We start from the raw sequence: 26,605 nt of genomic DNA, 5'->3' as shown, positions 1-26,605 counted from the left end.
ATCACGTCCTGTAGATTTGATTTACGGGTCAAAAAAGGTCTGTGCGAAGGCCTCAAAGGTGGGGCGGGGGTATGGGGCGCGATGGGTTTCTGCCGGGTCATGGCATTGGACCCAGGTGACCCAGTTGCCGTGGTCCCGGCCGTGCCGCCCATAGAGCTTATCGTAGAACCGCTTCACGGCCGGATTTGTGGAGAGAGGGGAGAGCAGGTGATTTTCATCATAGTGGATATAGAGGCTCTTGCTCTTGGTAGACAAGGCTGCCGGGTCCTCAATAGCGTTCAGCAGCTTGACCACCCCATCCCAGTCCCGGGCCTGGACGGCGGCAAGAAAATCCCGGGCCTGGGCGCGCTCCCGCTGGAATTTTTGGCGCGTTTCGGCGGACAGATTGTTACACACATCCTCTGTGCGGTTCACATACTCCATGAAATAATCTGCAAAGGTCCGCTTCAGATAGTCCTCCTTGTAGGTGGCAAAGGTGCGCGGCTCCCGGAAGGCCAGACCGGCGTCGCAGTCGGCGGTGGCACAGTGGATATACCCCCGGTGGGAGCCGTTGAGGATGATAAAGATGTCCCCGGAGCAGCCCTCGTTGGTGATTTGATACTGGCCGTAATGGAGGAGCGGGAAGATAATAGTCTGGTCGATCAGCCGGTCCAGCTCGTCTCCCCACTCCTTCCGGTGCTCGTTCTGCCACCGTTGGTCCTTCCAGGAGGGAGTGTCGGGAAAGTAGTCCAGATACAGGGACCAGTCGTCGTCGAAGTCCTCCCAGTGGACGAAGCGCTGTACCACGTCCTGAAATTTCTCCTCCTGGCCGTCGCTGTAGATGCAGGGCTGCTGGAGGTATTGGGCGAACTCGTCCTTGGGCAGGGAGAGAGGAAACAGCCCGTAGGCCGGGCCGGCCCCGCCGTTGCCCAGCTGGGTGAGATAGGCCCGGTAGTCCTCTGGGAGGGTGACCTGGGTCAGTTCCTCCCAGGCCGCCAGCTCCTCCGGGGGGAGGACGGGGTTCAGCAGATGGGCGTGGCCCCAGCAGGCGAACTGGGCCAGGTCCATGTCCCACCGGCTGGCGGTGTCCAGCACAGCGCGGATATTTGGAATGTCAAGCACAGAAAGGACCTCCTTACTGATTTTGCCTCAAAAGCTGCTCCAGGTCGTTTTCCAGGTAGACGGAGGCAGACAGGGTGGGGTCGTAGTGCAGGCAGGTGCCCTTGTCGGGGCACAGGGGGAGAATCACAGCCTCGGGCAGGCGGGCCAGGGTCAGGTTGCGGCCGTAGAGGATGCGGTACTCCTGCTCCAGAGTGCGAATGATATCCAGCGCCCCCTCCAGACAGGCCTTGGACAGCTGGAACACCGCCTCCCGGGCACAGGGCTCCTGATAGACGGGGCTGGCGTAGGGCAAAATGTGGTTGATGCCGGGCAGCAGTCCGGGCACCGGAGAGCTGGACCGCCGGACGGTGTTGCCCCCGATAAAGGGGTAGAGGGTGGCCTCAATAAACCACTGGCGCAGGGTGGGCAGAAAGTACACCGAATCCACCGGCCTCTCCCAGTGGTCCATCAGGTCCTTGCCATAGCCGGACAGCACCCCCACCAGTACCATGCGGATGGGCACCCCCTCCCGGCGGAGAATGGGGTCCAGAGCCTTGAAGCGGAAGCCGGGGTGCATCAGGTCGTCCACCAGAATCACAGGCCTGTCGAAGGATTTGATGGTCCTGATCTGGCTGGAAATGGGGGCGTAGTAGGGGAAGGGCTCCATCACGCTCTCAGACAGGTCGGGGGAGTAGACCCTGTCGGTGTGGATGGTCTTGGTCACTGTATTGGGCACCGTCTTGCCCCGCAGGAGCTTGCCGTAGGGGACGCACATGTTCTCCCCCAGCACCCTGGGGGTGGTGGGAACGGCGGGGACATTGTTATAGGCGGTGATTTTCTCCAGCAGGCGCTGGTGGATAATGTCGGCAGACAACGTAAGCAGCAGGGAGCCGGGATAGAGCCGGGCCAGAGCCCGCTGCAAGCTCTGGTGGCTGCGGCGGATGGCCGCCAGCACCCTGGGATTTCGGGACAGGGGGTCCTGGATGGTGGTCTCCAGGTTCTGGATGAGGGTGGCGGGGGCGTGCATGTCGGTCTCCCAGATGGGCTGGCCCTCCTCCCGGACTAAGAAGCCGGTGCGGATCAGCACATCCTCCAGCTTGTCGTCCACCTTCCGGTCGTGGGGACAGAAGACGGCGTAGACACAGTCCTCCTCCAGCGCCCGGGCCAGCAGCTCACACAGCAGCAGCTGGCGGTAGTCCTTAAACCGCTCCGACTCCACAACGGACAAAGCGGTAATAAGCAGGGTGTTGCCCGCCGCCCGCAGGCGGACCCGGTTGGCCAGCTCTGTGTCCCCCAGGGCGGCAAAGAGCTGGGAGGTGCTCAGGGAGCGGTAGGCGATATAGCCTAAAATCTCCCCCTGGCCGGCCTGGCGCAGCAGCAGCATCCAATCCCCCCGGTCGAAGACGGCGGCGCACACCGGCCCCCGGTCGGACAGGCCGGCGGTGAGGCTGTCCATCAATATGGGGTCGGGCTGGCCCACCCACTGGAACTCCAGGTCGCCGGTGCCCAGCATGGGCTTCTCCTGGCTGTCCCGGAGGTAGAGTCCGTTTTGATAGATAAAGTCCTGGATGACCGGGTCGATAAAGTTGGAGATATCCCGGTTCAGGTCCACGTTTTCCCGGATGCGGGTGGAGCTGATGTCCTCCAGGTGGGGGGGGAGCTGGAGCTGAATCACCTCGCCGGTGATGGGCAGCGGGGCGGGCAGTTCCTTCTCCCCCGCCCGGCGGAAGATGACGTGGTTCATCTGGTGGATGGAGAAGGGCTGGGGCTGGGCCTTGTAGGAGGAGGCGTTGGCCACCACGTCGCTGCCCGCCACAATATACACCTTCTGGTCGGGGAACAGGTCTGTCAGCCGCCGCAGGTCAGCGGGGTTGGCGATATTCACCGGAATGTCGTCGGGGAAGAGGTGGACGTGGAAGTCCCCCGCCACCGACAGGTTGACAATCTGCCGGCGGATCAGGTGGGGCTGGGCCTTTTTGGACCAGGAGAACTCGTCCACCGCCAGATATACCTCAAAGCCCAGGTCCCGGATGGCGTGGACAATGCCCTTGTGGGACAGGGTGAAGGGGTCAAAGGTGCCGGGGAAGAAGGCGATTTTCCGGGGCTTTTCAAAGGTGAAGGGGCCGTAGTCCAGCCGCCGCAGGGCGATAAAGCGGTTGATATGGGCCAGGGCCGCCGCCCGGTAGAAGAAGGTGAGGCCGTCCTGCCGGGAGGACTCCTGGGTGAGGAAGAGCAGCTTGCGGTAGCTGAGGGAGAACAGGTGTGCCTTCTCCTCTATACCCAGGATGGGGCTTTCAAACAGCAGCTTGCCGGTGACCAGCAGCGCCTCCTGGCGCACCGTCTCCCGGTAGTGGGCCAGGCCCTGGAGGAGCAGGCCCAGCAGCTCCCGCCGCCGCCGGGTGTAGACCTCCCGCTTTTCTGAAAAACGCTGCTGATAGGCGGGGTAGTGCTGAAGCAGCACCGCAATGGTGTTCAGCGCCCCGGCCACGGCGGAGTCGTTGGGGGAGCCCAGCAGGCCCTTGAGCCACAGCACCTGTTCGTCCAGCTCGCTGGGGTGGAGGTACAAGGCGGCCTCCCCCAGGTACTGGGGGATATATTTGGAGATCTCATACTGGCCCATCTCCAGGCCCTTGCCCAGCTCCACCACCACCTCGTTGCGCTGCTCCCGGCGCAGCAGGGACAGGGTGTGCACCAGGGCGGAGCCAGCAGTGTGCCGCACCACCACCCGCTCAGACACCTTGACCAGGTTGGAGAAGTGGGTGGCGATATGGAGAACGTGGGCCTCCATCCCGTGCTCCACCTGGTCCCGGAGCAGCTCCACGCCGGCCACCTTCACCACCCAGGGGGTGGCGATTTTCAGGTTGTCCAAAAAGACCTCGCTGGTAATATCGGTGTGGTACAGGGTATGCTCCAGGGCGGACACGTCTCGTCCCGCCCGGCGGAGGATACGGCATTTGAGAAACACTGTGGTCAGCTGGCTGGAGGGGACAGCCTCCACCAGGTCGGCAATGCGGGCCATCTGGGGGTGGCTGCGGGGGATGTTGCGCACCGTCTCCCGCAGGAACTGGAGGGCGGCGGTCACCAGCCTGGGGTCGTCCACGGCGGAGAAGTGGGCGGCAAAGTCCACCAGCTTTGCCCGGGTCTCCTCTCCGTAGTGCTTGGGGGGCAGATAGCGGGCGGCGTCCAGCAAGGTAAAGGCGGTGTCGTCGTCGGTGTGCTCCGGGTCGTTGTAATACTGGAGCAGGGCGTCTAAGAACCGGGGGATGTCCCCGGGCCGGGCGTGGTTGAGCATGGACTCCACCACCAGCTTTAACGTGTAGCTGATATGGGAGCGCTGCTGGGGGGTGGTCTTGTGGTCGGGGAAGATAATCATATCCAGATACTGGCCCCACAGGGTGAAGGGCACCTCCTCCGCCGGGTCGTTCTGGGCGTGGCTGGGAATCTCTTTGCGGTATACCAGGTGGAACCGGGCGATAATCTGGCCGATCAGGGCGCCGGCCTGGCGGCGGATGTCACCCTCGCGGTGCATCAGCAGCTCATAGAGGAAGGACAGGGCCTGGGTCTTCTGGCGCACGGACAGATAGGTAAAGTACTCCTCAAACACATTGAGGTAGGCTCGCAGCTGCTGCCAGCTCTTGGTGGAGCGGGCGGCCTCAATGATGTTGCCGAAGCGCTGCTCGTTGGACAGCATGTGCATCAGCTGCAGGTTGTGCTCCACCGACAGCAGGATCAGGCAGTTCAGGGTCTCCTCCGGCCCCATCAGGGCGGGGTCCTTGGCCGGACTGGGGGCCTGCTTTTTTCCGGTGAGGTCCACGTCCACCCCCAGGCGGCGCATGTAGTCCTCAAAGTCGTGGAGCTTGCCGTAGACAAACTCATACCGGCGGCGTTTTTTCCGGTCCACATTGTCCAGCTTGGACAAAATCACCTGGAAGGACTGGTCCAGGGGGTAGAGAATGATGATCTCCTCACCCTGGGGGCCCCGCTCCGACTTGGAGCGGAAGTCGGCGTAGATGAGCAGCAGGGACTCCACCGACAGCGACTCCAGCTCCAGGTCCCAGGTGGAGTGGTTGGAGGCGATATGGCTGATGTCGTCCATCTTCCGCTCCAGCAGCCACTGATCGGTGTAGTAGTAGTGGAGGTAGGGCACCCGCTCCCCGGGGCGGCAGCCGAATTTGCCCACATCGTGGACGGCGGCGGCGGCGGAAATGAGGGCCAGATCCACCTCCACCCCCGCCTCCGCCAGCCCCCGGGCGGCGGTCATGGCGATGTAGTGGACGCCGGAAATGTGGCTCAGCGTTTTAAAGGGAGTGTACTCCAGCCCCAGGCGCATCAGCTCATAGAGGAATTCTCCCCGCCATGCGGCCAGAAACCGGCGGTACTCCCGGGCCTTGTCACAGGCCTCATACTCCTCCTCTGTGAGGAACTGAAAGTCCATCATAGGGTCAAAGGGAAGGGCGGAGCGCTCGTAGTCCAGCAGAAGCTGGAGGACGGTGAGATAGAACAGCGCCCCGTTCTCATACCGGGGGGCCTCCGGGGCAAAGCCGCTGCCTGGGTACATCACGCCGCAGATATACTGGTAGCAGAAGGGGCCCCAGCCCTTTTCCGGGGCCTGAGGACATATCCGGTCCAGGATGGGGGTACACAACTCCAGAACGCGGGCGCAGCTCAGCCGCTCCCGGATGGGAAACAAAGCGGCCAGACCGTCGGTCCAGGCGGGCGCCTTCATCATCTCCTGAAGGGCCCGGCGGTTGGACAGCCCCCCCGGCCTGCGGGCAGCCAGGGCCTCGAGGATATCACGGTTCAACTGTCGGATCATTTTGTTCATACCGTCACCTCATCAGCCGCCCCAAAGCGCTGGAGCGGCAAAATTTTCTCATGATAATTGTAGCACAATCCATTCCGTTTGGAAAGGGATAACTGTGTAGAAACACGACATCAATGTTCAGAACATCCAGCCGGATTTGCAGTGCGGGACAGCTCGGCACGCCGTTGGCTGGAGCTTTTCCTCGCGGCGCCCCGGGGCCGTCCCGCCCTGCAGCTCCAAAATTGATTTCCCCAACATAGAAAAACAGGCGCATACCCCCAGTGTTGGAAAAATTTTTCAAAAAACCCTCCATTTCAAATGTGAATAAATCTTGACAGAAAAGCGGTTGGCCTTTACAATATAGAAGGACAAATATTGAAAAACCTGTGGGGATGTTTTTCAGTTGCCGCAGGGGAGGGCAGGCAGCCCGCCTGTCCGGCCCCTTGCGGCCTTTTACTGCAAGCCTGTACCGGAATCGGAACCTCCGGCGGCAGGCGCCGCGGCGGTCCGCCGCGTCATGAAAAATTTGGAGGTGTAACAAGACCCAATGATACCCTATATCATCGCAGCGGTGATCGGGCTGGTGATTGGCGCGCTGGGCGGCGCTCTCTTCGGCTGGAACCGCCGCAAGGCCACCGCCGAGCGGGAGATCAAGTCCGCCGAGGATGAGGCCACCCGCATTGTCAACGAGGCCTACAAAAGCGCCGAGAGCAAAAAGCGCGAGGCCCTGGTAGAGGCCAAGGAGGAGATCCTCAAGGCCAAGAACGAGCACGAAAAAGAGGTAAAAGACCGCCGCAGTGAGCTGCAGCGCCAGGAAAACCGTCTGCAGCAAAAGGAAGAGAACCTGGACCGCAAGATGGAGAACATCGAGCGCAAGGAGGAACAGCTGTCCGCCAAGATTGCCAAGCTGGACGCCACCCAGGCCGAGGCCGAACAGCTGAAGCAGCAGCAGGTGACCGAGCTGGAGCGCATCTCCGGCTTTACCTCGGAGGAGGCCAAAAGCTATCTGCTCAACCAGCTGGAGGAGGATGTCACCCACGAGTCCGCCATGAAGATCAAGGAGATTGAGGCCCGGTTCAAGGACGAGGCGGACACCAGGGCCCGTGAGATTATTTCCCTGGCCATCCAGCGCTGCGCCGCCGACCATGTGTCAGAGGCTACCGTATCGGTGGTCCCCCTGCCCAACGACGACATGAAGGGCCGCATTATCGGCCGTGAGGGCCGGAACATCCGCACCCTGGAGACCCTCACGGGAGTGGATCTGATTATCGACGACACCCCTGAGGCCATCACCGTATCCTGCTTCGACCCCGTCCGCCGGGAGATCGCCCGGCTGGCCCTGGAAAAGCTGATCCTGGACGGCCGCATCCACCCCGCCCGCATTGAGGAGATGGTGGAAAAGGCCAAGCGGGAGGTGGACATGGTCATCAAGTCGGAGGGCGAGCGGGCCATCTTCGAGACTAACGTCCACGGCCTGCACCCCGAGCTGGTCAAGCTGCTGGGCCGGATGCGCTACCGCACCAGCTACGGTCAGAATGTGCTCAACCACTCCATTGAGGTGTCCCACGTGGCCGGACTGCTGGCCGCCGAGATCGGCGCCAACGTCACCGAGGCCAAGCGGGCCGGACTGCTCCACGACCTGGGCAAGTCTATCGACCACGAGGTGGAGGGCTCCCATGTGCAGATCGGCGTGGAGCTGGCCCGGAAGTACCGGGAGAGCGAGAACATCATCCATGCCATCCACGCCCATCACAACGATGTAGAGCCCAAAACGGTGGTGGCCTGCCTGGTTCAGGCGGCTGACGCCATCTCCGCCGCCCGCCCCGGCGCCCGGCGGGAGAATCTGGAAAATTATATCAAGCGTCTGGAGACCCTGGAGGAAATTACCTCCTCCTTCAACGGCGTGGAGAAGTCCTTCGCCATCCAGGCCGGCCGTGAGGTCCGGATTATGGTCAAGCCCGAGGTCATCAGCGAGGACCAGATGGTCCTTCTCGCCCGGGATATCGCCAAGAAAATCGAAGATGAGCTGGAGTACCCCGGCCAGATTAAGGTCCACCTCCTGCGTGAGACCAAGGCCATTGAATATGCCAAATAATCAGACAAGCCCCAGGACGCCCCCCAAGCGTCCCGGGGTTTTCTATTGCGCATTTTATAGCAATTTCCAGGGTTGACGCTATTTGCAGGGGCGGCCGTTGGCCTCCCTCTGCAAAAAAACCTTTACAAATTTGAAGCATACAGCTATACTAAAAGAACAAAATGATAACAATTATCAGCTTTGCTGCCATACGTAGGGGCGGCCCGAGAGACACAGGAGCTTGGTACGCCTGCTGAAGGAAACACTCTACGATGGGCCGCAGAAATGCGGTCTCTGGCTTTTTACGGGAGGAACCATCTATGATTTACGGACTGATCGCCGTGGTCCTGGTTGCTGTGGACCAGCTGGTAAAATACCTGGTGATGACCAACATACCTCTGGGGGAGCACGTCCCCTTCATCCCCTACATCCTGGACCTGACCTATGTGACCAACACCGGAGCGGCCTTCTCCATCTTCTCCGAGCACACCTGGGCTTTGGCGGTGGTGTCGCTGGTCATGTCCATCCTGCTGGCGGCGGCCCTGTGGCTCAACCTGTTCCGGCACCCTTTGGGCAAGCTCACCCTCACCCTGCTGCTGGCGGGGGCGGTGGGCAATCTGATCGACCGGGCCTTCCGGGGCTTTGTGGTGGACATGTTCAACGTACTGTTTATGCGCTTTGCTGTGTTCAATGTGGCGGATATCTGCGTGGTGGTGGGAGGGATCGCCGCAGGGCTGTACTATCTGCTTTTGTGGGACAAGCTGGAGAACAAGGGGGAGGAACCCCATGACAACGCTGAAGCTGACCGCTGACCGGGAGGGGGAGCGGGCGGACGCTATGCTGGCCCGGCTGGTCCCGGAGCTGACCCGTTCCGGGGCCCAGAAGCTGCTGGAGCGGGGAGCAGTTACGCTGGAGGGCCGGCCGGCGCGAAAAAACGACCGTCCCTCCCCCGGTCAGACGCTGGAGGTGACCCTGCCCGACCCGGAGCCTGTCAATCTCATTCCCCAAAACATTCCTCTGGATGTGGTCTTTGAGGACAGGGACGTGATTGTGGTCAACAAGCCAGTGGGACTGGTGGTCCACCCCGCGCCGGGCCATCCGGAGGGCACATTGGTCAACGCATTGTTATACCACTGTGGAAATTCACTATCCGGAATCAACGGGGAGCTGCGCCCCGGCATTGTTCACCGCATTGATCGGGACACCTCCGGACTGATTATCGCCGCCAAGAACGACCGTGCCCACCTGGCTCTGGCCGCCCAGCTTCAGGACCACTCTCTGGCCCGGACCTATGAGGCGGTAGCGGTGGGAGGCTTGAAGCAGGACAGCGGCACCGTAAACGCCCCCATTGGCCGCCACCCCGCAGACCGAAAAAAAATGGCCATAGACCGCAGAAATGGCCGGGAGGCCGTCACCCACTGGTCGGTCCTGGCCCGGTATCCCGGGTATATCCATGTGGAATGCCGCCTGGAGACAGGCCGCACCCACCAGATTCGAGTCCACCTGGCCTCCATTGGCCACCCCCTGCTGGGGGACACGGTCTACGGGGCGAAAAAACCCGTCCCCGGCCTGGCGGGGCAGTGCCTCCATGCCCGGCGGCTGCGGTTCATCCACCCCACCACCGGATCGCCTGTTGAACTGGAGTGCCCCCTGCCCGACTGGTTTGAAGCGGTTTTGCGGAAAATTGACCGGTGATGCACCCCATAAGGCTCCCCCTTTACAGGGGAGCTGTCAGCCGCAGGCTGACTGAGGGGGACTCCTCCGGTTGTTTTGCGGCCACCTCCCCCACAAGGAGGGGAGGCTTTTCAGCAGGGAAGTCAATTTTGGCGTTGCAGGGCGCGACGACCCTGGCGCGCCGTCCGCAAAAGCTGCCAATCTGCGGCGGGCCGAGGTCGTCCCGCCCTACAAATATGGCGGGATGTTCCAATATTGATTTCCATGGCGTTTAAAACTTCCATGGCGTTTAAAACTTCCCTCTTGACAACCCTGGGAAAACCGGATAAGATAGTGTCCTGAATACGCAAAACGCTTGGAAAAGGACAAGTACCTGCCCCTGAGACGCGAAGAGAGCCGCCGTTTGGTGCAAGGCGGACGGGAGGGGGTGGTGAAGATCACCTTGGAGCTGAGGGCTGAACATCAGTAAGCCTCTCCGGACGCCCCCGTTACCGGGCAGACTTGAGTGGCCGGGCCATTATGTCCCGGCAAGAAGAGTGGTACCGCAGAGGTTTGCGCCTTTGTCTCTTTATGGAGACAGAGGCGTTTTTATTTTGGGAAAGGAGTGTTATCCTATGACAAATATTGAAAAAATTCAACTTTGTCAGGAAATTGTGGACCAGATTCAGCGGGAAAACAAGCGGCCTGCCTGTTACCTGGAGTTCAGCAAAGAGCCCTTCGGCGTCACTGACAGCCACCTGGGCGGGGTCCCCTACGTCCCCCGGGACGGCGAGATTCCCACCGACGAAAAAGGAAGCCAGCTGTGGCTGTGCGCCCAGATCAACTTTGCCCAGATGCCCCCTCTGGACGGCTTTCCCGACCGGGGGATCTTCCAGCTCTTTGCCTCCGACTTTGACGCCGACGGCGGGTTTGGCTTTTACGCCGGGGAGCTGGAGGAGCAGAACGGCTGGAGGGTGGTCTACCACGCGGAGATGGACGGCTCGGTCACCGAGGCGGAGTGCGCCGCCAAAATGGCCGTCCCCTGGGAGGAGGCCAGCAAGAAAAACATGCCCCGCCCCGCCCACAAGTTCGACCAGAAGGACATTGAGGAGGGCCGGGCCAACCTGTGGCGTATCCCCACGCATCCCCTGAAGGTATCCTTCCGCCCGGTGGTCCAGGACGTGATCGGGGACAACGATTTCCGCTTCGACGATCTCTTTGCCGCCGAGCTGGAGCGCCGCCTGCCGGGGGCCGATCCGGAGGAGTTCATGCCCTACAAGCTGTGGGACGAGACCCCTGAGGAACGTGAGATTTTGTACCATATCTATGACCAGATGAAAACGGGGGGCTGCAAGCTGGGGGGCTACGCCCGGTTTGAGCAGTATGACTTCCGCGAAGACGACGAGGAACAGGCCGCCTGGGACACCCTGCTGTTCCAGCTCCACGACGACTTCATCGACTTTCCGGCGGGAGAATTTCCGGAGATGGACCTGTATCTGGGGGGCTTTGGCTCGCTGAACATCCTGATCCGGCCCAAGGACCTGAAAAACCGGGATTTTTCCCAGGTGCTGGGCTACTGGGCCACGTCGTAAAAGGAGGTAACCGCTATGACTTTGGACGAATGCCGGGAGCATCTGCCCGACGGCTGGACACAGCTCATCCAACAGGACCCGCTTCTCTTGGAGATTTTTGAGGAGCACGAGTACGATTTGGAGATGGAGGCGGTGCCCCCCTTCCTGATTCAGGACCTGCGGGACGGCAATATAGAGCACCTGCGGCCCATTCTGGCCCTCTACGGCCAGCCGGGGCTGGACATGCTCCGGGGACTGCTGGAGATTGACGAGGCCAGCCGCGATACCGCCACCAGCACCACCTCCACCGGTCAGACCGCCTGCGCCGCCTACTTTTTCGCCCGGTTTGACCCGGAGCGCAAGCAGGCCGCCATTGACGCCGCCCGAACCTATATCAAGGCGATCAACCGCATCTATGTGGAGGAATTTGAGGAGGAGCCGCCCCTGGCCGAGGACGGGGAGATTGAATTTCTCTCCGGCCAGGAGGGCCGGGACTTTGAGGAGCAGGTCCGTCAGATGTGGATCACTGGCGAAGGCATCCAGACGGTGGACCTGGACGAGCTGAACGAGTGGTATCGGGAGCTGGAATACCGGAAGGGGTGCGAGGATATCGGGCTGCTGTCCGAGGCCCTGTACCACATCAGCTGCGACTATGACCTGTCCTGCTGCCTCCAATGGCCCATGTACGACACCCAGCGGGAAAACCCCTTCCACGGCTACTTCGACCTGTGGAAGCTGGGTCTGCATATCCACTTCCCGGCCCGGGACCGGGTGGTACTGGTGGACTGATTGTGTTTGAAGGAGGTTTTCCGATGCAGGACTATGTAAAGATGGATGTCACAGACGAGCGGATTTATGTCATGTTCAACAGCGAGGACGACAAACCCTTTGCCGTGGGCGAAAAGATGAACGAGGCCAACGAAGAGGCCTATATGAACGGCTACAACTGGGACGCCCTGTTCAACTGCTATCTGGCCAAGCACGCCCCCGAGCTGCTGGAGGGCCTGGAGCCGGACCCGGAGGCGGGCTCCTATATGGCCTATTACGCCCCGTCCCCGGAGAATGAGGCAAAGGCCAAAAAATTCGTGGAAATCATTGCCTCCCTGGTGGAAAACGAGGAGGAGCTGTGCCGCATCGTCCGGGAAGAGGGCGATGAGATTGAGTGGGACTAACCAGACAGGGGGATTTTATGGAGACAAATATTGTCATGCAGGACACCCCGGAAAAGTTTCAGCCTGCGGCGGAGCAGGCCGTCCAGTCCCTGACCGCCCTGCTGCAGGAGCTGGCGGCCCTGGAAGACAAAAGCTTTGCCCAATACACCCGCCTGTGTAAAAAGGGGCGGGTCATCGAGTTCCAGGACGGCGTGCGGAGGGAGTTCACCGACATTCAGGCCTGGAAAGAGGAAATGAAGCTCCGCTTCGCCGCCCTGCTGAACCCCCACTGCACCCAAAAACTGATTGCCCAGCGGCGGGACTGCCTCCACGCGGATCACTTTCCCTCTTCATTCAACTGCGTGAATACCGGCTGCACACTGTCTGTCACCATGAAAAGCGCCGGAAAGGCTGCGGTGCAGCTGGTCCCCGACGAGGACAGCGTGCCCTTTGATTTGTCCGACCCGGATGTGCGCTATCTGGTGGAGGATGCCAAACGCGGCGGACACAGTGCCCAATGCTATGGCTATTTTCAAAAATACCGCTTTGTCCTCAAACGCGAGGCGGAGGAGTGGCACATTGACGAGGTGTTCTGCGACAGTCTGCACGGAGACCGCTGGCGGCGGGATTATTACTTTTAAGGAGGGATTCTGTGATGAACTGTCCAAACTGTGGGAACGAGATGGAGCCGGGAACCGTATATTCCCCCCGCGGCTACCTGTTTTGGACATCCGAACAGGAAAAACTGAAAAATTTCCAACGGCCAAAGGATGCCGTGCGTCTGCGTCCCGCCGGAGACCACACCAAGTCCGCTTTTTCGCCCCAAGCCCTCTCCGCGCTTCCCCAGTACTCCGGTACGATTTGCCGGAGCTGTGGCACCATACTATTTTCCTTTGAAAACAAAGAATGACCACTTACCATAAAAGGAGGAACACAAAATGGACTACAACAAGACCATCAATCTGCCAAAGACCGACTTCCCCATGCGGGGCGGCCTGCCCAAGCGGGAGCCCGACATGCTGAAACGCTGGGAGGACATGGACCTCTACCATGAGCTGCTGAAAAAGAACGAGGGCAAGCCCCTGTACTCTCTCCACGACGGCCCTCCCTTCTCCAACGGCGCCCTGCACATGGGCCACGCCCTGAACAAGTCCATCAAGGACTTCATCACCCGCACCGCCGCCATGCGCGGCTATCTCACCCCCTATATCCCCGGCTGGGATAACCATGGAATGCCCATTGAGTCGGCCATCATCAAGCAGAACAAGCTCAACCGCAAGGCCATGTCGGTGCCCGAGTTCCGCACCGCCTGCCACGAGTTCGCCCAGCACTATGTAGATGTGCAGCGGGAGGGTTTTAAGCGCATGGGTGTCATCGGCGACTGGGAGAACCCCTACCTCACCATGGCCCCCGGCTTTGAGGCGGAAGAGGTGAAGATTTTCGGGGCCATGTACAAAAACGGCTATATCTACAAGGGCCTCAAGCCGGTGTACTGGTGCCCCCACGACGAGACCGCCCTGGCCGAGGCAGAAATTGAGTACCAGGAGGACCCCTGTACCACCGTCTATGTGAAATTCCAGGTGAAGGACGACCAGGGCAAGCTGGGCCAGTACGGGGACGTGTCCAAGATGTATTTCCTGATCTGGACCACCACCATCTGGACCCTGCCCGGCAACCTGGCTATCGCCCTCCACCCCCGGGACAGCTACGTGCTGGTGAAGGCGGACAACGGCGAGATGTATATCCTGGCCGAGGCCCTCTGTGAAAAGGTCATGAAGGTGGGCGGCATTGAGAATTACGAGACTGTCGCTGCCTTTACCGGCTCTGACTTTGAGTATATGCTGGCCCAGCACCCCTTCCTGGACAAGACCAGTCAGCTGTGTACCGCCGAGTATGTCACCATGGACAGCGGCACCGGCTGCGTCCACACCGCCCCCGGCTTCGGCGCGGACGACTACGAGACCTGCAAGCGCTACAAAATCGACATGGTGGTCCCCGTGGACGACCGGGGCCGCCACACCGACTACGCCGGAAAATACGCCGGGATGAAGACTGAGGAGTCCAACCCGGTGATTCTGGCCGACATGAAGGAGAGCGGGGCGCTGTTTGCCAGCGAGAACATTGTCCACTCCTACCCCCACTGCTGGCGGTGCAAAAAGCCTATCATTTTCCGGGCCACCCCCCAGTGGTTCTGCTCGGTGGAGTCCTTTAAGGAGGCCGCCGTGGCCGCCTGTGACGACGTGCGCTGGGTCCCCGGCTGGGGTATCGACCGGATGAAGTCCATGATTCAGGAGCGGGCCGACTGGTGCATCAGCCGCCAGCGCCGGTGGGGCCTGCCCATCCCGGTGTTCTACTGCGCCGACTGCGGCAAGCCCATCTGCACCGATGAGGCCATTGAGGCCGTAAGCAAGCTCTTTGGCGAGAAGGGCTCCAACGCCTGGTATGAGATGGAGGCCGCTGACATTCTCCCCAAGGACTTCACCTGCCCCCACTGCGGCTGTAAGAGCGGCTTCACCAAGGAGGAGGACACCCTGGACGGCTGGTTTGACTCCGGCTCCACCCACTTCGCCTCCATGCAGAAGGACCAGGGCTTCTGGCCCGCCACCGTCTACATGGAGGGACTGGACCAGTACCGGGGCTGGTTCCAGTCCTCCCTGCTCACCGCTGTGGGCGCCCTGGGCAAGGGCGCGCCCTTCAAGGAGTGCGTCACCCACGGCTGGACGGTGGACGGCGAGGGTAAGGCTATGCACAAGTCCCTGGGCAACGGCGTGGACCCCGCCGACATCTTCAAGAAGTACGGCGCGGACCTGATCCGCCTGTGGGCCGGCTCCGCCGACTACCATGTGGACGTGCGCTGCTCCGACAACATTTTTAAACAGCTGTCTCAGAATTATCTGAAGTTCCGTAACACCGCCCGGTACTGTCTGGGCAACCTGAACGGCTTCGACCCCAACAACCTGGTCACCCCCCAGGAGATGTTGGAGCTGGACCGCTGGGCTATCACCAAGCTGAACGGGCTCATTGAGAAGTGCTTCGCCGCCTACGACAACTTCGAGTACCATGTGGTCTCCCACGCCATCAACGACTTCTGCGTGGTGGAGCTGTCCTCCTTCTATCTGGACATCATCAAGGACCGGCTGTACTGCGACGAGACGGACGGCCTCTCCCGCCGCTCCGCCCAGACCGCTCTGTGGCTCATTCTGGACACCATGACCAAGCTGTTTGCCCCTATCCTGGCCTTCACCTGCGACGAGATCTGGCTGGCCATGCCCCACCGCACCGGCGACGACGAGCGCAACGTTCTGCTCAACGAGATGAACAACCCCTTCCCCTTCTACGCCCTGGACGAGGACGCGATGAAGAAATGGAAAGAAATCATTCAACTCCGGGACGTGGTCAACGCCGAGCTGGAGAAAGCCCGGGCCGAGAAGAAGATCGGCAAGAGCCTGGAAGCCAAGGTTATCTTGGGTCTTCGGAAAGAGGACGCTTTCTTTGCCGAAATGGATCAGGAGGAACTGGCCGACATCCTTATCGTTTCTCAGGTTGAGACGGAGATGGCTGACCTCACCGTTGCCAACGTAGAGCCCGCCCAGGGCCAGAAGTGCGAGCGGTGCTGGAAGGTCCTGCCCACCGTGGGCAGCGATTCCAGCCACCCCACCCTCTGTCCCCGGTGCGCCAAGGTGGTGCCCGCTATCGAGGTGGAATAATTTGTTCAATGGCTGGCCGGATTTCGATCCGGCCAGCCATTTCAGCGTGTCAAATTTTGCTCACTCCAAGCTCGCCACGCAGGGGCGGCCAAAGGCAGCCCCTGCATAGGCCAGCAATCTCCAACGGCCAGGCTCTGGCAATATACACAAAATGGTGACCTAAAATTTGTACAGCATACGAATTGAACCGGAAGACGCTTTGTGCTATAGTTCATTTATCAACCGAGAATACGCATTCGCGTGGTATTTGTTATGATTACAATGACTGAAATCGCAAAATTGACCCATGTATCCCAGCCCACTGTCTCCCGGGTGCTCAACGGCAGCCAGACTGTGGCGCCGGAGATTCGGGAACGGGTTCTGGCCTGCGCCAGGGAGCACGATTACCAGTTCAACGCCCTTGCCAAAGGGCTCCAGGGAAGCAAGACCAAACTGCTGGGGGTGCTGGTGACCGACATCTCCAACGGTTTCTTTGCCGACCTGGCCAAGGAGATCGAAACGGCGGCCCGCAAAAGCGGCTACAGCATTATCCTGTTCAACAGCGACTACAACCCCAGAAGCGAGCAGGAGTATCTGGATGTGGTACGCCGTTACCGGGTGGACGGTGTGCTGGCCGTCCCCATCCGTGAAACCAGCGGGTCGTGGCAGGAGTATGTAAAAAAACTGGATGTGCCCATTGTAGCGGTGACCAGGCAGGCCCAGGGACTGGACTGCGTCTATGTGGACCACATACAGGCCGGGGCCATGGTGGCGGAGCATCTGCTGGAGCGCGGCTTTCGGAGGTTTCTGTTTATCGGCAAGGACTACGACGGAAAATATGCCGGCTTCCGCCGGGCCCTTGAGGAAAAGGGGATGGCGGAGCGGGCTGTCAACGTGGTATATCAGGAGGACGCCCAGCTCAACCGGGCGCTGGCCGCCTGGCTCCGGAGCTCAGACCAACGGGCGGGCATCTTTGCCGGGAACGACATCTACGCCCTGCGGGTGCTGGACGCCCTGCGGACGCTGGAGGTGTCCGTCCCGGAGCAGGCCGGGATCATTGGCTTTGACAACACCTCTATGGGCCGTTACCTCAACCCCAGGCTGAGCAGCGTCTCCCAGCCTATTGCCCGGATGGCCCGGGAGGCTGTGGACCGGCTGCTGGACTGGATCGAGCACCCGGGCCAGCGGGAACCGCTGAACCATCCGCTCTCCGCCGTGCTGGTGCCCCGGGAGAGCACGTAAAAAGGACGACGAGCAGTTGTCCTTTTTTCGGGCCCTTGAAGAATACGTATTCTTCTAAAGACGTACCTCCGCTTCTATGAGGAGCTGAAATAAACAGGAAGGGAAAGAAGCAATATGGATTACAGAAAAACAGCCCAAGAGATCTATGACAAGGTGGGGAAAAAAGAAAACCTGATCTCTGCCGCCCACTGCGCCACCCGGCTGCGTCTGGTGCTGGCGGACAACGCCAAGTGCGACACCAAGGCCGTGGAGGACATTGACGGGGTCAAGGGCGTGTTCAGCGCCTCCGGCCAGCTCCAGATTATCCTGGGCACCGGCACGGTGAACAAGGTCTATGATGAGTTTATCGCCATCTCCGGCCTCACCGCCGCCTCCAAGGAGGAGGTCAAAGCCGCTGCCGCCGCCAAGCAGAACATCTTCAAGCGGGCCATCAAGTGCCTGGGCGACATCTTTGTCCCCATCATCCCCGCCATTGTGGCCAGCGGCTTTCTTATGGGCATTATGGAGGCCCTCACCTTTATGGTGAACAACGAATTCCTCAACATTGACACCTCCGGCTCCATCTACGTCTTTGCCAACCTCTTTGCCAACACCGCCTACACCTTCCTGCCCATCCTTATTGCCTACAGCGCGGGCAAGGCCTTTGGCGGCAACCCCTACCTGGGGGCGGTAATCGGCATGATTATGATCCACCCCCACCTGCAAAACGCCTGGACCGTGGCCACCGAGGGCGTCCTCCAGACCCAGCGGGTATGGTTTGGCCTCTATGAGGTCAATCTGGTGGGCTATCAGGGCAGTGTCATCCCGGTCATCATTGCCGTATGGGTGATGTGCTTCATTGAAAAGCGGCTGCATAAGATCGTCCCCGCCATGTTCGACCTGTTTGTTACCCCTCTGGTCAGCGTCTTTGTCACCGGCTATCTGACCCTGTCCATCATTGGGCCCATCTTCTCCACCATTGAGCACAGCATTATTGGCGGCATCCAGACCCTGATCGCCCTGCCCTTCGGCGTGGGCAGCCTGATTATGGGCGGGCTCTACTCCACCACCGTAGTGGCCGGTATCCACCATATGTACACCGTGATTGACGTGGGGCAGCTGTCCAGCTACGGCGTGACCTACTGGCTTCCCCTGGCCTCCGCCGCCAACATGGCCCAGGGCGCGGCCTGTCTGGCTGTGGCCATGAAGACCAAGACCCAGAAGACAAAATCTGTAGCTCTGCCCTCCGCCTTCTCCTGCTTTATGGGCATCACTGAGCCCGCCATCTTCGGCGTCAACCTGCGCCACTTCAAGCCCTTTGTCTGCGGCGCCATCGGCGGTGCGGCTGGCGCCATGTACGCCTCCCTGGTCAGCCTGGGCGCCAGCGGCACTGGCGTGACCGGCCTGTTCGGCCTGCTGCTGTGCCTCCACGACCCCATTAACTACATCATTATGGCCGCCATCTCCATTGGCGTGGCCTTCGCCCTGACCTGGGTCTTTGGCTATAAGGACGCCGCCCCCGCTGAGGGCAGCAAAACCGTCCAGCCCCAGCCCGCTGTCCCCGCCATCCAGTGCCAGCCCGGCGCGGTGTATGCCCCTGTGGCCGGCACCGTCATCCCCTCCGAGCAGATCCCCGACGAGACCTTTGCCGCCGGCGTACTGGGCCAGGGCGTGGGCATTCAGCCCGAAAACGGCATTGTGGTCGCCCCCTTCGACGGTGAGATCTCATCTGTCACCGATACCAGGCACGCCGTAGGCATCTCCTCCCCCGACGGAATAGAGCTGCTGATCCATGTGGGCGTGGACACAGTGGCCATGGATGGCGACGGGTTTGAGTGCTTTGTCCAGGAGGGCCAGCAGGTAAAGGCGGGCGACAGGCTGATTGCCTTCGACCGGGCAAAAATCGCCGCCGCCAATCACCCCGACGTGGTGGTGGTGCTGGTGACCAACTCTGACGACTATGAAAATCTCACCATTCAAACCGGCGGCTGTAAAGTTCTGGACAAAGTGATTCAGGTTTGATATAGTTTAGGTAAAGCCCTGTCCTGAGGGACGGGCAAATCCAGATCGGGAGGCTGCTTTATGAAGGACATTACCACCATTGGAGAAATTCTCATTGATTTGACACAGACCGGCGTCAGCGAGGTAGGCGTCCCTCTGTTCGCCGCCAACCCTGGGGGCGCCCCGGCCAATGTGGCCGTGGCGGCCTCCCGCCTGGGCGCGTCCACCGCCTTTATCGGCAAAACGGGGGACGACGGCTTTGGCTCCTACCTGCGCGGTGTGTTGGAACAGGACCATGTGGACTGCTCCGGCCTGCGCACCGGCGTTCAGCCCACCACCATGGCCATTGTGTCGGTGGACACTGCCGGGGAGCGCAGCTTCCGCTTTGTGCGGGGGGCCGACTGTGATCTGCCCCCCCAGGAGGTGGACGAGGCGGCGGTCAGCTGCGGCAAATTTCTCCACTTCGGCTCTGTCAGCCTGTCCCAGGGCGTGGTCCGCAGCGGCACCATCTTTGCCGCCCGTACCGCCCGACAGGCCGGTGTGCTGGTCAGCTACGATCCCAACTACCGCCCCGCCCTTTGGAAGGACGAGGCTGAGGCTACAGAGTGGATGCGAATTCCCCTGCCCCTGGTGGACGTCATCAAGCTGTCGGAGGAGGAGCTGCCCCTCATCTCCGGCTCCGGCGACCTGGAGGAGGGCAGCCGCCTGCTGGCCGAGCGGGGCATTTCCCTGGTGCTGGTCACTCTGGGCGGCAAGGGCAGCTTCTGCCGCTGGCAGGGGGAGTGTATCACCGTCCCCGGCGTCAGCGTGAAGGTGGCCGACACCAACGGCGCCGGAGACACCTTCCTGGGGGCGGTGCTCAGCCGGCTGTGCCGCCGGGGCGAGAAGCCCCTGGAGGGCCTGACAATATCCGAGCTGAGAGACATTCTGGACTTTGCCAACCGGGCCGCCGCCCTCACCTGCTCCCGCAGCGGAGCCATCCCCGCCATGCCCACCCTGGCAGAACTCTCTGACTGACAAGGAGGCGTACTACCGCCATGAAATACGCCAAAACAGAATTTACCACCCGCCTGGCCCGGCACTATGACGAGCTGAAATGGCTCTATATGGAGCTGTACCAGGACGAGGAGGCCTTTGATTATTTCACCAAAATGCTCCGGCGCTGCTGGGACCAGCGGAAAAAAGCCCTCCGGGACCAGGACAAGCTGCGGGAGGCCGACCCCGGCTGGTACCGCCGCCGGGACCTGCTGGGCATGATGCTGTATGTCAGCGCCTTCGCGGGGGATTTGAACGGCGTTAAGAAAAAGCTGAGCTATATCAAGGAGTGCGGAGTAAACTACCTCCATCTGATGCCCCTGCTGGAGTCCCCCAAGGGCCGCAGCGACGGCGGGTATGCCGTCTCCGACTTCCGGACCGTCCAGCCCGAGCTGGGCACCATGGACGACCTGGAAAAGCTGGCCGACGCCTGCCGGAAGGCTGGCATAAGCCTGTGCCTGGATTTTGTGATGAACCACACCAGCGAGGACCACGAGTGGGCCAAAAAGGCCCGGGCGGGGGAGCCGGGCTACCGGGAGCGGTACTTCTTCTACAACAGCTGGGATATCCCCCGGGAGTTTGAAAAAACCGTCCCCCAGGTGTTCCCCACCACCGCCCCTGGCAGCTTTACCCAGCTGGAGGACGGCCAGATTGTCATGACCAACTTCTACCCCTACCAGTGGGACCTGAACTACGCCAACCCCACCGTTTTCAACGACATGACGGAAAACCTCCTCTTCCTGACCAACCGGGGCATTGACGTCATCCGCCTGGATGCCATCCCCTACATCTGGAAGGAGCTGGGCACCGACTGCCGCAACCTGCCCCAGGTCCATACCCTGGCCCGGATGCTGCGCATGGTGTGCGAGATTGTCTGCCCCAGCGTTCTGCTGCTGGGGGAGGTGGTGATGGAGCCGGCCAAGGTGGCCCCCTACTTCGGCACCCCGGAAAAACCCGAGTGCCATATGCTCTACAACGTGACCACCATGGCCACCACCTGGCACACCCTGGCCACCAAAGACACCTCCCTGCTCAAGCGCCAGATGGAGATTGTCTGCTCTCTGCCCAAGGATTTTCTGTTTTTGAACTACCTGCGCTGCCACGACGATATCGGCTGGGGGCTGGACTACCCCTGGCTCAGGGACCGCTTCGGCATTGATGAGGTGGCCCACAAGCGCTATCTCAACAACTGGTTCACCGGCAAGTTCCCCGGCAGCGACGCCCGGGGCGAGCTGTACAACGACGATCCCCGCCTGGGTGACGCCCGGCTGTGCGGCACCACCGCCTCTCTGTGCGGGCTGGAGGCCGCCGACTTTGAGGGCGACCTCTTCAAGCTGGAGCGGGCAGTGTCCTGTGACCTGACTCTCCACGCCTGGATGCTGTCCCAAAGCGGCATTCCGGTGATTTACAGCGGGGACGAGATCGGCCAGCTCAACGACTACACCTACCACAACGACCCGGACAAGCGGGAGGACAGCCGGTATATCCACCGGGGTGCCTTCCAGTGGGGCCTGTCTGAGTGCCGGAGCGATCCGGACAGCTACCAGGGCAGGCTGTTCCAGGGCCTGCGGCGTCTGGAGGAGCTCCGGGCCGGTGAGCCCTGCTTCGACGCCGGGGCCGACGTATGGGTAGAGGACAGCGGCGACAGCCGCGTGCTGGCCCTGTGCCGCCGGTCAGGGGGCAGGGAGCTGGTCTGCCTGTTCAATTTCAGCTCCAGCTTTGTCCACGCCGGCGTGGACCGGGAGGGCGGCTACACCGAGCTGATGTATGGGACCCAGTACAGCGATATCCGCTCCATCCAGCTGTGGCCCAACGGCTTTGCCTGGCTGCTCAGAGACGCCGGGGCTCCGGCTGAGGAGGGTGCGCTGTGAAAATACGCTACCTGGGCACCGCCGCCGCCGAGGGCTGGCCCGCCCTGTTCTGCTCCTGCCCCATCTGCACCCACGCCCGGGAACAGGGCGGGAAAAACCTTCGCACCCGTACCCAGGCTATCCTGGACGGCGAGCTGCTGATCGATTTTCCGCCGGACACCTACTGCCACGCCCTGATGCACGGCCTGGAGCTGGCCAAGGTCCACACCCTGCTGGTCACCCACAGCCACATGGACCACTGGTTCCCCACCGACCTGATTCACCGCCATGAGCACTTTGGCCACGGGGCCTCCGGCACCCTGGAGGTCTATGGCAGCCAGGCCGTGAAGGAGGCCTTCGACGCCCACATCCTGATTGACCGCTTCAAGCCCCACCCCATCGACGGCGTGGTCAACTTCCACGTCATCCACGGCGGCGACCGCTTTCAGGTCAACGGCTGGGACATCACCGCCGTCCCCGCCGACCACGACAAGCGGGAGGAGTGCCTGGTCTATATCTGCAAAAAAGACGGCAAAGCCCTCTTCTATGGCCACGATACCGGCATCAATCTGAGCCGGCAGGCCTGGGAGCTTATCACCGCAGAGCGGTATGACCTTGTCAGCCTGGACGCCACTATGGGCAAAAAGACCATCCCCGGCTACCACATGGGCCTGCCTGACGACGAGGCCATGTTCCAAAAGCTCACCCAGCTGGGCTGCGCGGACAGCCGCACCGTCAAGGTTATCAATCATTTCAGCCACAACGGCGAGATGACCCACGACCAGCTGGCGGCCTGGGGCGCCGAACGGGGAATTTTAGCCGCATACGACGGCATGGAGATTGATTTTTAATTCTCCTTGTGGTATTATAAGGGCGATCATTTTTATGAAAGGAAGTATGTCCTATGAAACAGTTCCAATACACCATCAGCGACCCCATTGGCGTCCACGCCCGTCCCGCCGGCCTGCTGGCCAAGGCCGCCAAGGCTCTGGACAGCACCGTGACCATCACCAAGGCTGATGGCAGCAAGTCCGCCGCCGCCACCAAGCTCATGGCCATTATGGGCATGGGCATCAAAACCGGCGAGACCGTCACCGTCACCGTTGAGGGCGGCAATGAGGAAGCCAACTGCGCCGCTATGGAGCAGTTTTTCAAGGAGAATCTGTAACGCCGTTCAGGGGCGTCTGCCTCCAAACGGCAGACGCCCCTGTTCTATTTCTCACAAAAACAGGAGGGAAGTACCATGATTTTAATGCAGGGAAAGGGCGTCTCCAAGGGTGTCGCCAACGGGCCCATCTACTTCTTCCAGCGCCCTGACACCACTATTTCCGACGCCCCCGCCGCCGATATCCAGGTGGAGAAGCAGCGCATTGCCGCCGCCCAGGAGAAGTCCGCAGAGCAGCTCAACGCCCTGGCCGACAAGGCCCGGGAGGAGGCCGGAGACGAGACCGCCATCCTCTTTGAGACCCACGCCATGTTTGTGGAGGACGAGGACTATGTGGACTGCATGATGAACGCCCTGGAGGACCGTGGCTGCACCGCCGAGCGGGCGGTTGAAATTGCCGGCGAGGAGTTTTCCGCCATGCTGGCCGCCATGGACGACGCCTACATGCAGGCCCGGGCCGCCGACATCAAGGACGTGACCCGCCGCATCCTGAACAACCTGATGGGCATTGCCGACGGAGGCATTGACTCTGAGGTGCCTGTGATCCTGGCCGCCGACGACCTGGCCCCCTCCGAGACCCTCCAGCTGGACAAGAGCAAGATTTTGGGCTTTATCACCCAGGGCGGCTCCAGCAACAGCCATACCGCCATTCTGGCCCGCACCATGGGCATTCCCGCCATCTGCGGCCTGGGTGAGGCCCTGAAGCCGGAACAGAACGGCCGCGATGCCTACATTGACGGCGAGACCGGCCAGGTGGCCATTGAGCCTGACGAGATCACCCTGTCCGCCCTCCAGGCCAAGATGGAAAAGCAGCGGGAGATAAAAGAGCTGATGGAGACCATGAAGGGCCAGAAGGACGTCACCCTGGACGGCCGGGAGATGATGGTCTACTGCAACATTGGCTCCCCGGATGATGTGACCGCCGTGCTGACCAACGACGGCCAGGGCATTGGCCTGTTCCGCTCTGAGTTTTTGTATCTGGCCGCCAGCGACTACCCCTCTGAGGAGGACCAGTTCAACGCCTACAAGCAGGTGGCCGCCGCCATGAACGGCAAGCGGGTGGTCATCCGCACCCTGGACATTGGCGCGGACAAACAGGTGGACTACTTTGAGATGCACAAGGAGGAGAACCCCGCCCTGGGCGTCCGGGCCATCCGTATCTGCCTGAACCGGCCCGATGTGTTCCGCACCCAGCTGCGGGCGCTGTACCGGGCCTCCGCCTACGGCAAGGTGGCCATTATGTTCCCCATGATTACCTCTGTATGGGAGGTAAAGGAGTGCAAGCGGGCCTGCCAGAAGGTGATGGCCGAGCTGGACGCCGAGGGTATTCCCTACAACAAGGACACCGAGATCGGCATTATGATCGAAACCCCCGCCTCCGTCCTTGTGGCCGAGGAGCTGGCCCGCGAGGTGGACTTCTTCTCGGTGGGCACCAACGACCTGACCCAGTACACCCTGGCCTGTGACCGCCAGGCCAACGATCTGGGCAAGTTCTTCGATCCCCACCACCCCGCCGTCCTCCGCGCCCTGAAAATCGCCACCGACGCCGCCCACAAGGCGGGCATCTGGATCGGTATCTGCGGCGAGCTGGGGGCCGACCTGGAGCTGCTGGAGACCTTCCTGGCGATCGGTATCGACGAACTGTCTGTCTCCCCCACCTCTGTGCTGCCTCTGCGGGCGGAGATCCGCAAGTCTATCGCCAAGACCTGCACCCTGGAAAAGCTGGAGTGCTGATCTGATCGCAATTTTGACGTTTGCGATAAAACGTACATGATGACAAAACCCGGCGTCCGTCAGCTGACGGGCGCCGGGTTTATGGTCAAAGTGCCTCAAAAAAATCAAAATTTTGTTCAGTTCCAGAAGTCGGTTTTCTCTCCCAGGCCGATAGAAGAGGCCTTGAAAGCGGGGTCCCTGCCGGCGGCGCGCTGGTCGGTGTAGTCCTTCAGCGCCCTCATGGCGGTGCCGCCCAGGATGACAATCACAGGCAGGTTGATAATGGCCATAAAGCCCATGAGCACATCGGCGATGTTCCACACCAGGCCGAACTCCAGCTGAGCGCCGATGAACACCAGCAGAACGGCGACAATATTGAAGATGGACTTGCCGGTTTTGCCCACCTTGTGGCCGGCAATATAATTCATGCAGCCCTCGCAGTAGTACAGGTTGCCCAGCAGGGTGGTGAAGGCAAAGAGCAGCAGGGCGAAGGTGATGAAGTAGGGGCCAATGGGGCCGAAGGTATTGGCCAGGGAGGCCTGCACAAAGGGAGCGCCCTTCAGATCAGGGGAGGGGACGATTCCGGTACACAGGGCCATCAGGGCTGTGGCGGTACAGATCAGGATGGTGTCGATAAACACGGACAGCATCTGGACCAATCCCTGCTTTACGGGGTGGGACACATCAGCGGCGGCGGCGGCGTTGGGGGCGGAGCCGATACCGGCCTCGTTGGAATACAGGCCGCGCTTGATGCCTTCCATCACGCAGGAGCCCATAAAGCCGCCGAAGATAGCCTGGAAGTCGAAGGCGCTGGCGAAAATGTGGCCCAGAACGGCGGGAACATTGGCAATGTTCAGGATGACCACCACCAGGGCAACCAGAATATAGATGACGCCCATGATGGGCACCATCACGCCGGTGACCTTGACAATACGCTTGCCTCCGCCAAAGACGCAGATGCCCACCAGAACAGCCAGCATGGCAGCACCCGCCAGAGCGACCACGCTGAATTCCCTGCCAAACAGAGAGATGGTGCCCGCTGCCTCATAGAAGGAGTAGCTGGTGAAGCTGTCCATCAGGTTGAAGGAACAGACCATATTAAAGCCGCCGGCGTAGGTGGCAATGAGAATGATGGCGAAGATGATGCCAAGGGGACGGCTGTGGAGGGCGGCCTCAATGTAATAGGAGGGGCCGCCGTAGCTGCCGCCCTGGGGGTCCTTTTTCTTGTAGATCTGAGCCAGGGTGCTCTCCACAAAGGCGGAGGCCCCGCCGATAATGGCAATGAGCCACATCCAGAATACGGCGCCGTAGCCGCCGCCGGCAATGGCGGTGGCCACGCCCACGATATTGCCGGTGCCCACCCGGCTGGCGGTGGATACCATCAGGGCCTGGAAGGCGGAGACGGAGTTGTTGTCCTTGGGTTTTTCCGTAACTACCCGAATGGACTCAGGGAGGAGCCGCAGCTGGACCAGCTTGCCCCGGAAGGTGAAGTACAGGCCCACGCCAAGCAGCATGATAATCAGGATATAGCTGTACATGTATGAGCTGATGATGTCAATCAGACCGGAAAAGGCTTCTAACATAAGTTTTCCTCTCTCTTC

20 protein-coding genes and 1 other annotated feature are annotated in these 26,605 nt (G+C 61.0%); of the genes, 16 read left to right on the top strand and 4 right to left on the bottom strand.

Translation table 11 applies throughout. From position 1 onward, the window contains the following. Positions 1–21: 21 nt before the first annotated feature. Genes NFS22_RS08205 through NFS22_RS08195 form a run of 3 tightly spaced genes read right to left on the bottom strand, consistent with a single transcriptional unit; the run spans position 22 to position 6,185 of the window. Positions 22–1,101 (bottom strand): SMI1/KNR4 family protein, encoded by a 1,080-nt coding sequence (locus NFS22_RS08205; RefSeq protein WP_251317233.1) that lies wholly within the window; start codon positions 1,099–1,101, stop codon positions 22–24. Positions 1,102–1,114: 13 nt separating this feature from the next. Further along, complete coding sequence (locus tag NFS22_RS08200; protein WP_251317232.1) at positions 1,115–5,905, bottom strand: cytidyltransferase-related domain protein; 4,791 nt, start codon at positions 5,903–5,905, stop codon at positions 1,115–1,117. 4 nt (positions 5,906–5,909) lie between these two features. Further along, positions 5,910–6,185 (bottom strand): hypothetical protein, encoded by a 276-nt coding sequence (locus NFS22_RS08195; RefSeq protein WP_251317231.1) that lies wholly within the window; start codon positions 6,183–6,185, stop codon positions 5,910–5,912. 246 nt (positions 6,186–6,431) lie between these two features. On the opposite strand from NFS22_RS08195, the gene rny reads away from it, so the two are divergent. The 16 genes from rny (at position 6,432) to ptsP (ending at position 25,025) form a co-directional block, all read left to right on the top strand. After that, on the top strand, positions 6,432–7,979 hold the full coding sequence (gene rny / locus NFS22_RS08190) for a ribonuclease Y (RefSeq protein WP_251317230.1): 1,548 nt from the start codon (positions 6,432–6,434) through the stop codon (positions 7,977–7,979). Positions 7,980–8,278: 299 nt separating this feature from the next. Then, positions 8,279–8,770 (top strand): signal peptidase II, encoded by a 492-nt coding sequence (lspA, locus tag NFS22_RS08185; protein WP_251317229.1) that lies wholly within the window; start codon positions 8,279–8,281, stop codon positions 8,768–8,770. Next, positions 8,745–9,653 carry an RluA family pseudouridine synthase gene (locus NFS22_RS08180; RefSeq protein ID WP_251317228.1) on the top strand — a complete coding sequence of 303 codons (909 nt, stop codon included), beginning with the start codon at positions 8,745–8,747 and terminating at the stop codon, positions 9,651–9,653. Before lspA ends, NFS22_RS08180 begins: the two co-directional genes overlap by 26 nt. A 326-nt stretch (positions 9,654–9,979) precedes the next feature. Further along, positions 9,980–10,203: a binding site (T-box leader), on the top strand. 43 nt (positions 10,204–10,246) lie between these two features. Further along, positions 10,247–11,203, top strand: coding sequence for a YwqG family protein (locus NFS22_RS08175; RefSeq protein ID WP_251317227.1), 957 nt, complete (start codon positions 10,247–10,249; stop codon positions 11,201–11,203). A gap of 15 nt (positions 11,204–11,218) precedes the next feature. Beyond that, positions 11,219–11,971, top strand: a complete 753-nt coding sequence (locus tag NFS22_RS08170; RefSeq protein ID WP_251317226.1) for a hypothetical protein — start codon at positions 11,219–11,221, stop codon at positions 11,969–11,971. Between the two features lie 23 nt (positions 11,972–11,994). Further along, on the top strand, positions 11,995–12,354 hold the full coding sequence (locus tag NFS22_RS08165) for an Imm51 family immunity protein (protein ID WP_251317225.1): 360 nt from the start codon (positions 11,995–11,997) through the stop codon (positions 12,352–12,354). A 17-nt stretch (positions 12,355–12,371) separates the two neighbouring features. After that, the gene (locus tag NFS22_RS08160; protein WP_251317224.1) at positions 12,372–12,974 is read left to right on the top strand and encodes a hypothetical protein; all 603 of its coding nucleotides are present in this window, start codon (positions 12,372–12,374) and stop codon (positions 12,972–12,974) included. A 14-nt stretch (positions 12,975–12,988) separates the two neighbouring features. Then, the gene (locus NFS22_RS08155) at positions 12,989–13,243 is read left to right on the top strand and encodes a PF20097 family protein (RefSeq protein WP_251317223.1); all 255 of its coding nucleotides are present in this window, start codon (positions 12,989–12,991) and stop codon (positions 13,241–13,243) included. Positions 13,244–13,271: 28 nt separating this feature from the next. Next, on the top strand, positions 13,272–16,040 hold the full coding sequence (ileS, locus tag NFS22_RS08150; protein WP_251317222.1) for an isoleucine--tRNA ligase: 2,769 nt from the start codon (positions 13,272–13,274) through the stop codon (positions 16,038–16,040). Between the two features lie 252 nt (positions 16,041–16,292). Further along, the gene (locus tag NFS22_RS08145; RefSeq protein WP_251317221.1) at positions 16,293–17,261 is read left to right on the top strand and encodes a LacI family DNA-binding transcriptional regulator; all 969 of its coding nucleotides are present in this window, start codon (positions 16,293–16,295) and stop codon (positions 17,259–17,261) included. 114 nt (positions 17,262–17,375) lie between these two features. Then, positions 17,376–19,262 carry a PTS sucrose transporter subunit IIABC gene (locus NFS22_RS08140; RefSeq protein ID WP_251317220.1) on the top strand — a complete coding sequence of 629 codons (1,887 nt, stop codon included), beginning with the start codon at positions 17,376–17,378 and terminating at the stop codon, positions 19,260–19,262. Between the two features lie 60 nt (positions 19,263–19,322). Continuing rightward, the gene (locus NFS22_RS08135; protein ID WP_251317219.1) at positions 19,323–20,258 is read left to right on the top strand and encodes a carbohydrate kinase family protein; all 936 of its coding nucleotides are present in this window, start codon (positions 19,323–19,325) and stop codon (positions 20,256–20,258) included. A gap of 20 nt (positions 20,259–20,278) precedes the next feature. Then, entirely contained in the window at positions 20,279–22,147 is a 1,869-nt protein-coding gene (locus NFS22_RS08130; RefSeq protein ID WP_251317218.1) for an alpha-amylase family glycosyl hydrolase, read from the top strand. Beyond that, positions 22,144–22,977, top strand: coding sequence for an MBL fold metallo-hydrolase (locus NFS22_RS08125; protein ID WP_251317217.1), 834 nt, complete (start codon positions 22,144–22,146; stop codon positions 22,975–22,977). Before NFS22_RS08130 ends, NFS22_RS08125 begins: the two co-directional genes overlap by 4 nt. Before the next feature lie 53 nt (positions 22,978–23,030). Continuing rightward, positions 23,031–23,294: an HPr family phosphocarrier protein gene (locus tag NFS22_RS08120; protein WP_251317216.1), complete on the top strand. Its 264-nt coding sequence runs from the start codon at positions 23,031–23,033 to the stop codon at positions 23,292–23,294. Between the two features lie 75 nt (positions 23,295–23,369). Continuing rightward, the gene (gene ptsP / locus NFS22_RS08115) at positions 23,370–25,025 is read left to right on the top strand and encodes a phosphoenolpyruvate--protein phosphotransferase (protein WP_251317214.1); all 1,656 of its coding nucleotides are present in this window, start codon (positions 23,370–23,372) and stop codon (positions 25,023–25,025) included. Between the two features lie 116 nt (positions 25,026–25,141). Here the strand turns inward: ptsP and NFS22_RS08110 are convergent, their stop codons facing one another. Continuing rightward, positions 25,142–26,587, bottom strand: a complete 1,446-nt coding sequence (locus NFS22_RS08110; protein WP_251317213.1) for an alanine/glycine:cation symporter family protein — start codon at positions 26,585–26,587, stop codon at positions 25,142–25,144. Positions 26,588–26,605: the final 18 nt, after the last annotated feature.

It is taken from the genome of Flintibacter muris, assembly GCF_943192995.1.
GTDB classification, from domain to species: domain Bacteria; phylum Bacillota; class Clostridia; order Oscillospirales; family Oscillospiraceae; genus Lawsonibacter; species Lawsonibacter muris.
The sequence above is the reverse complement of the archived record's forward strand: the minus strand, read 5'-3'. Positions and strand labels throughout refer to the sequence as shown.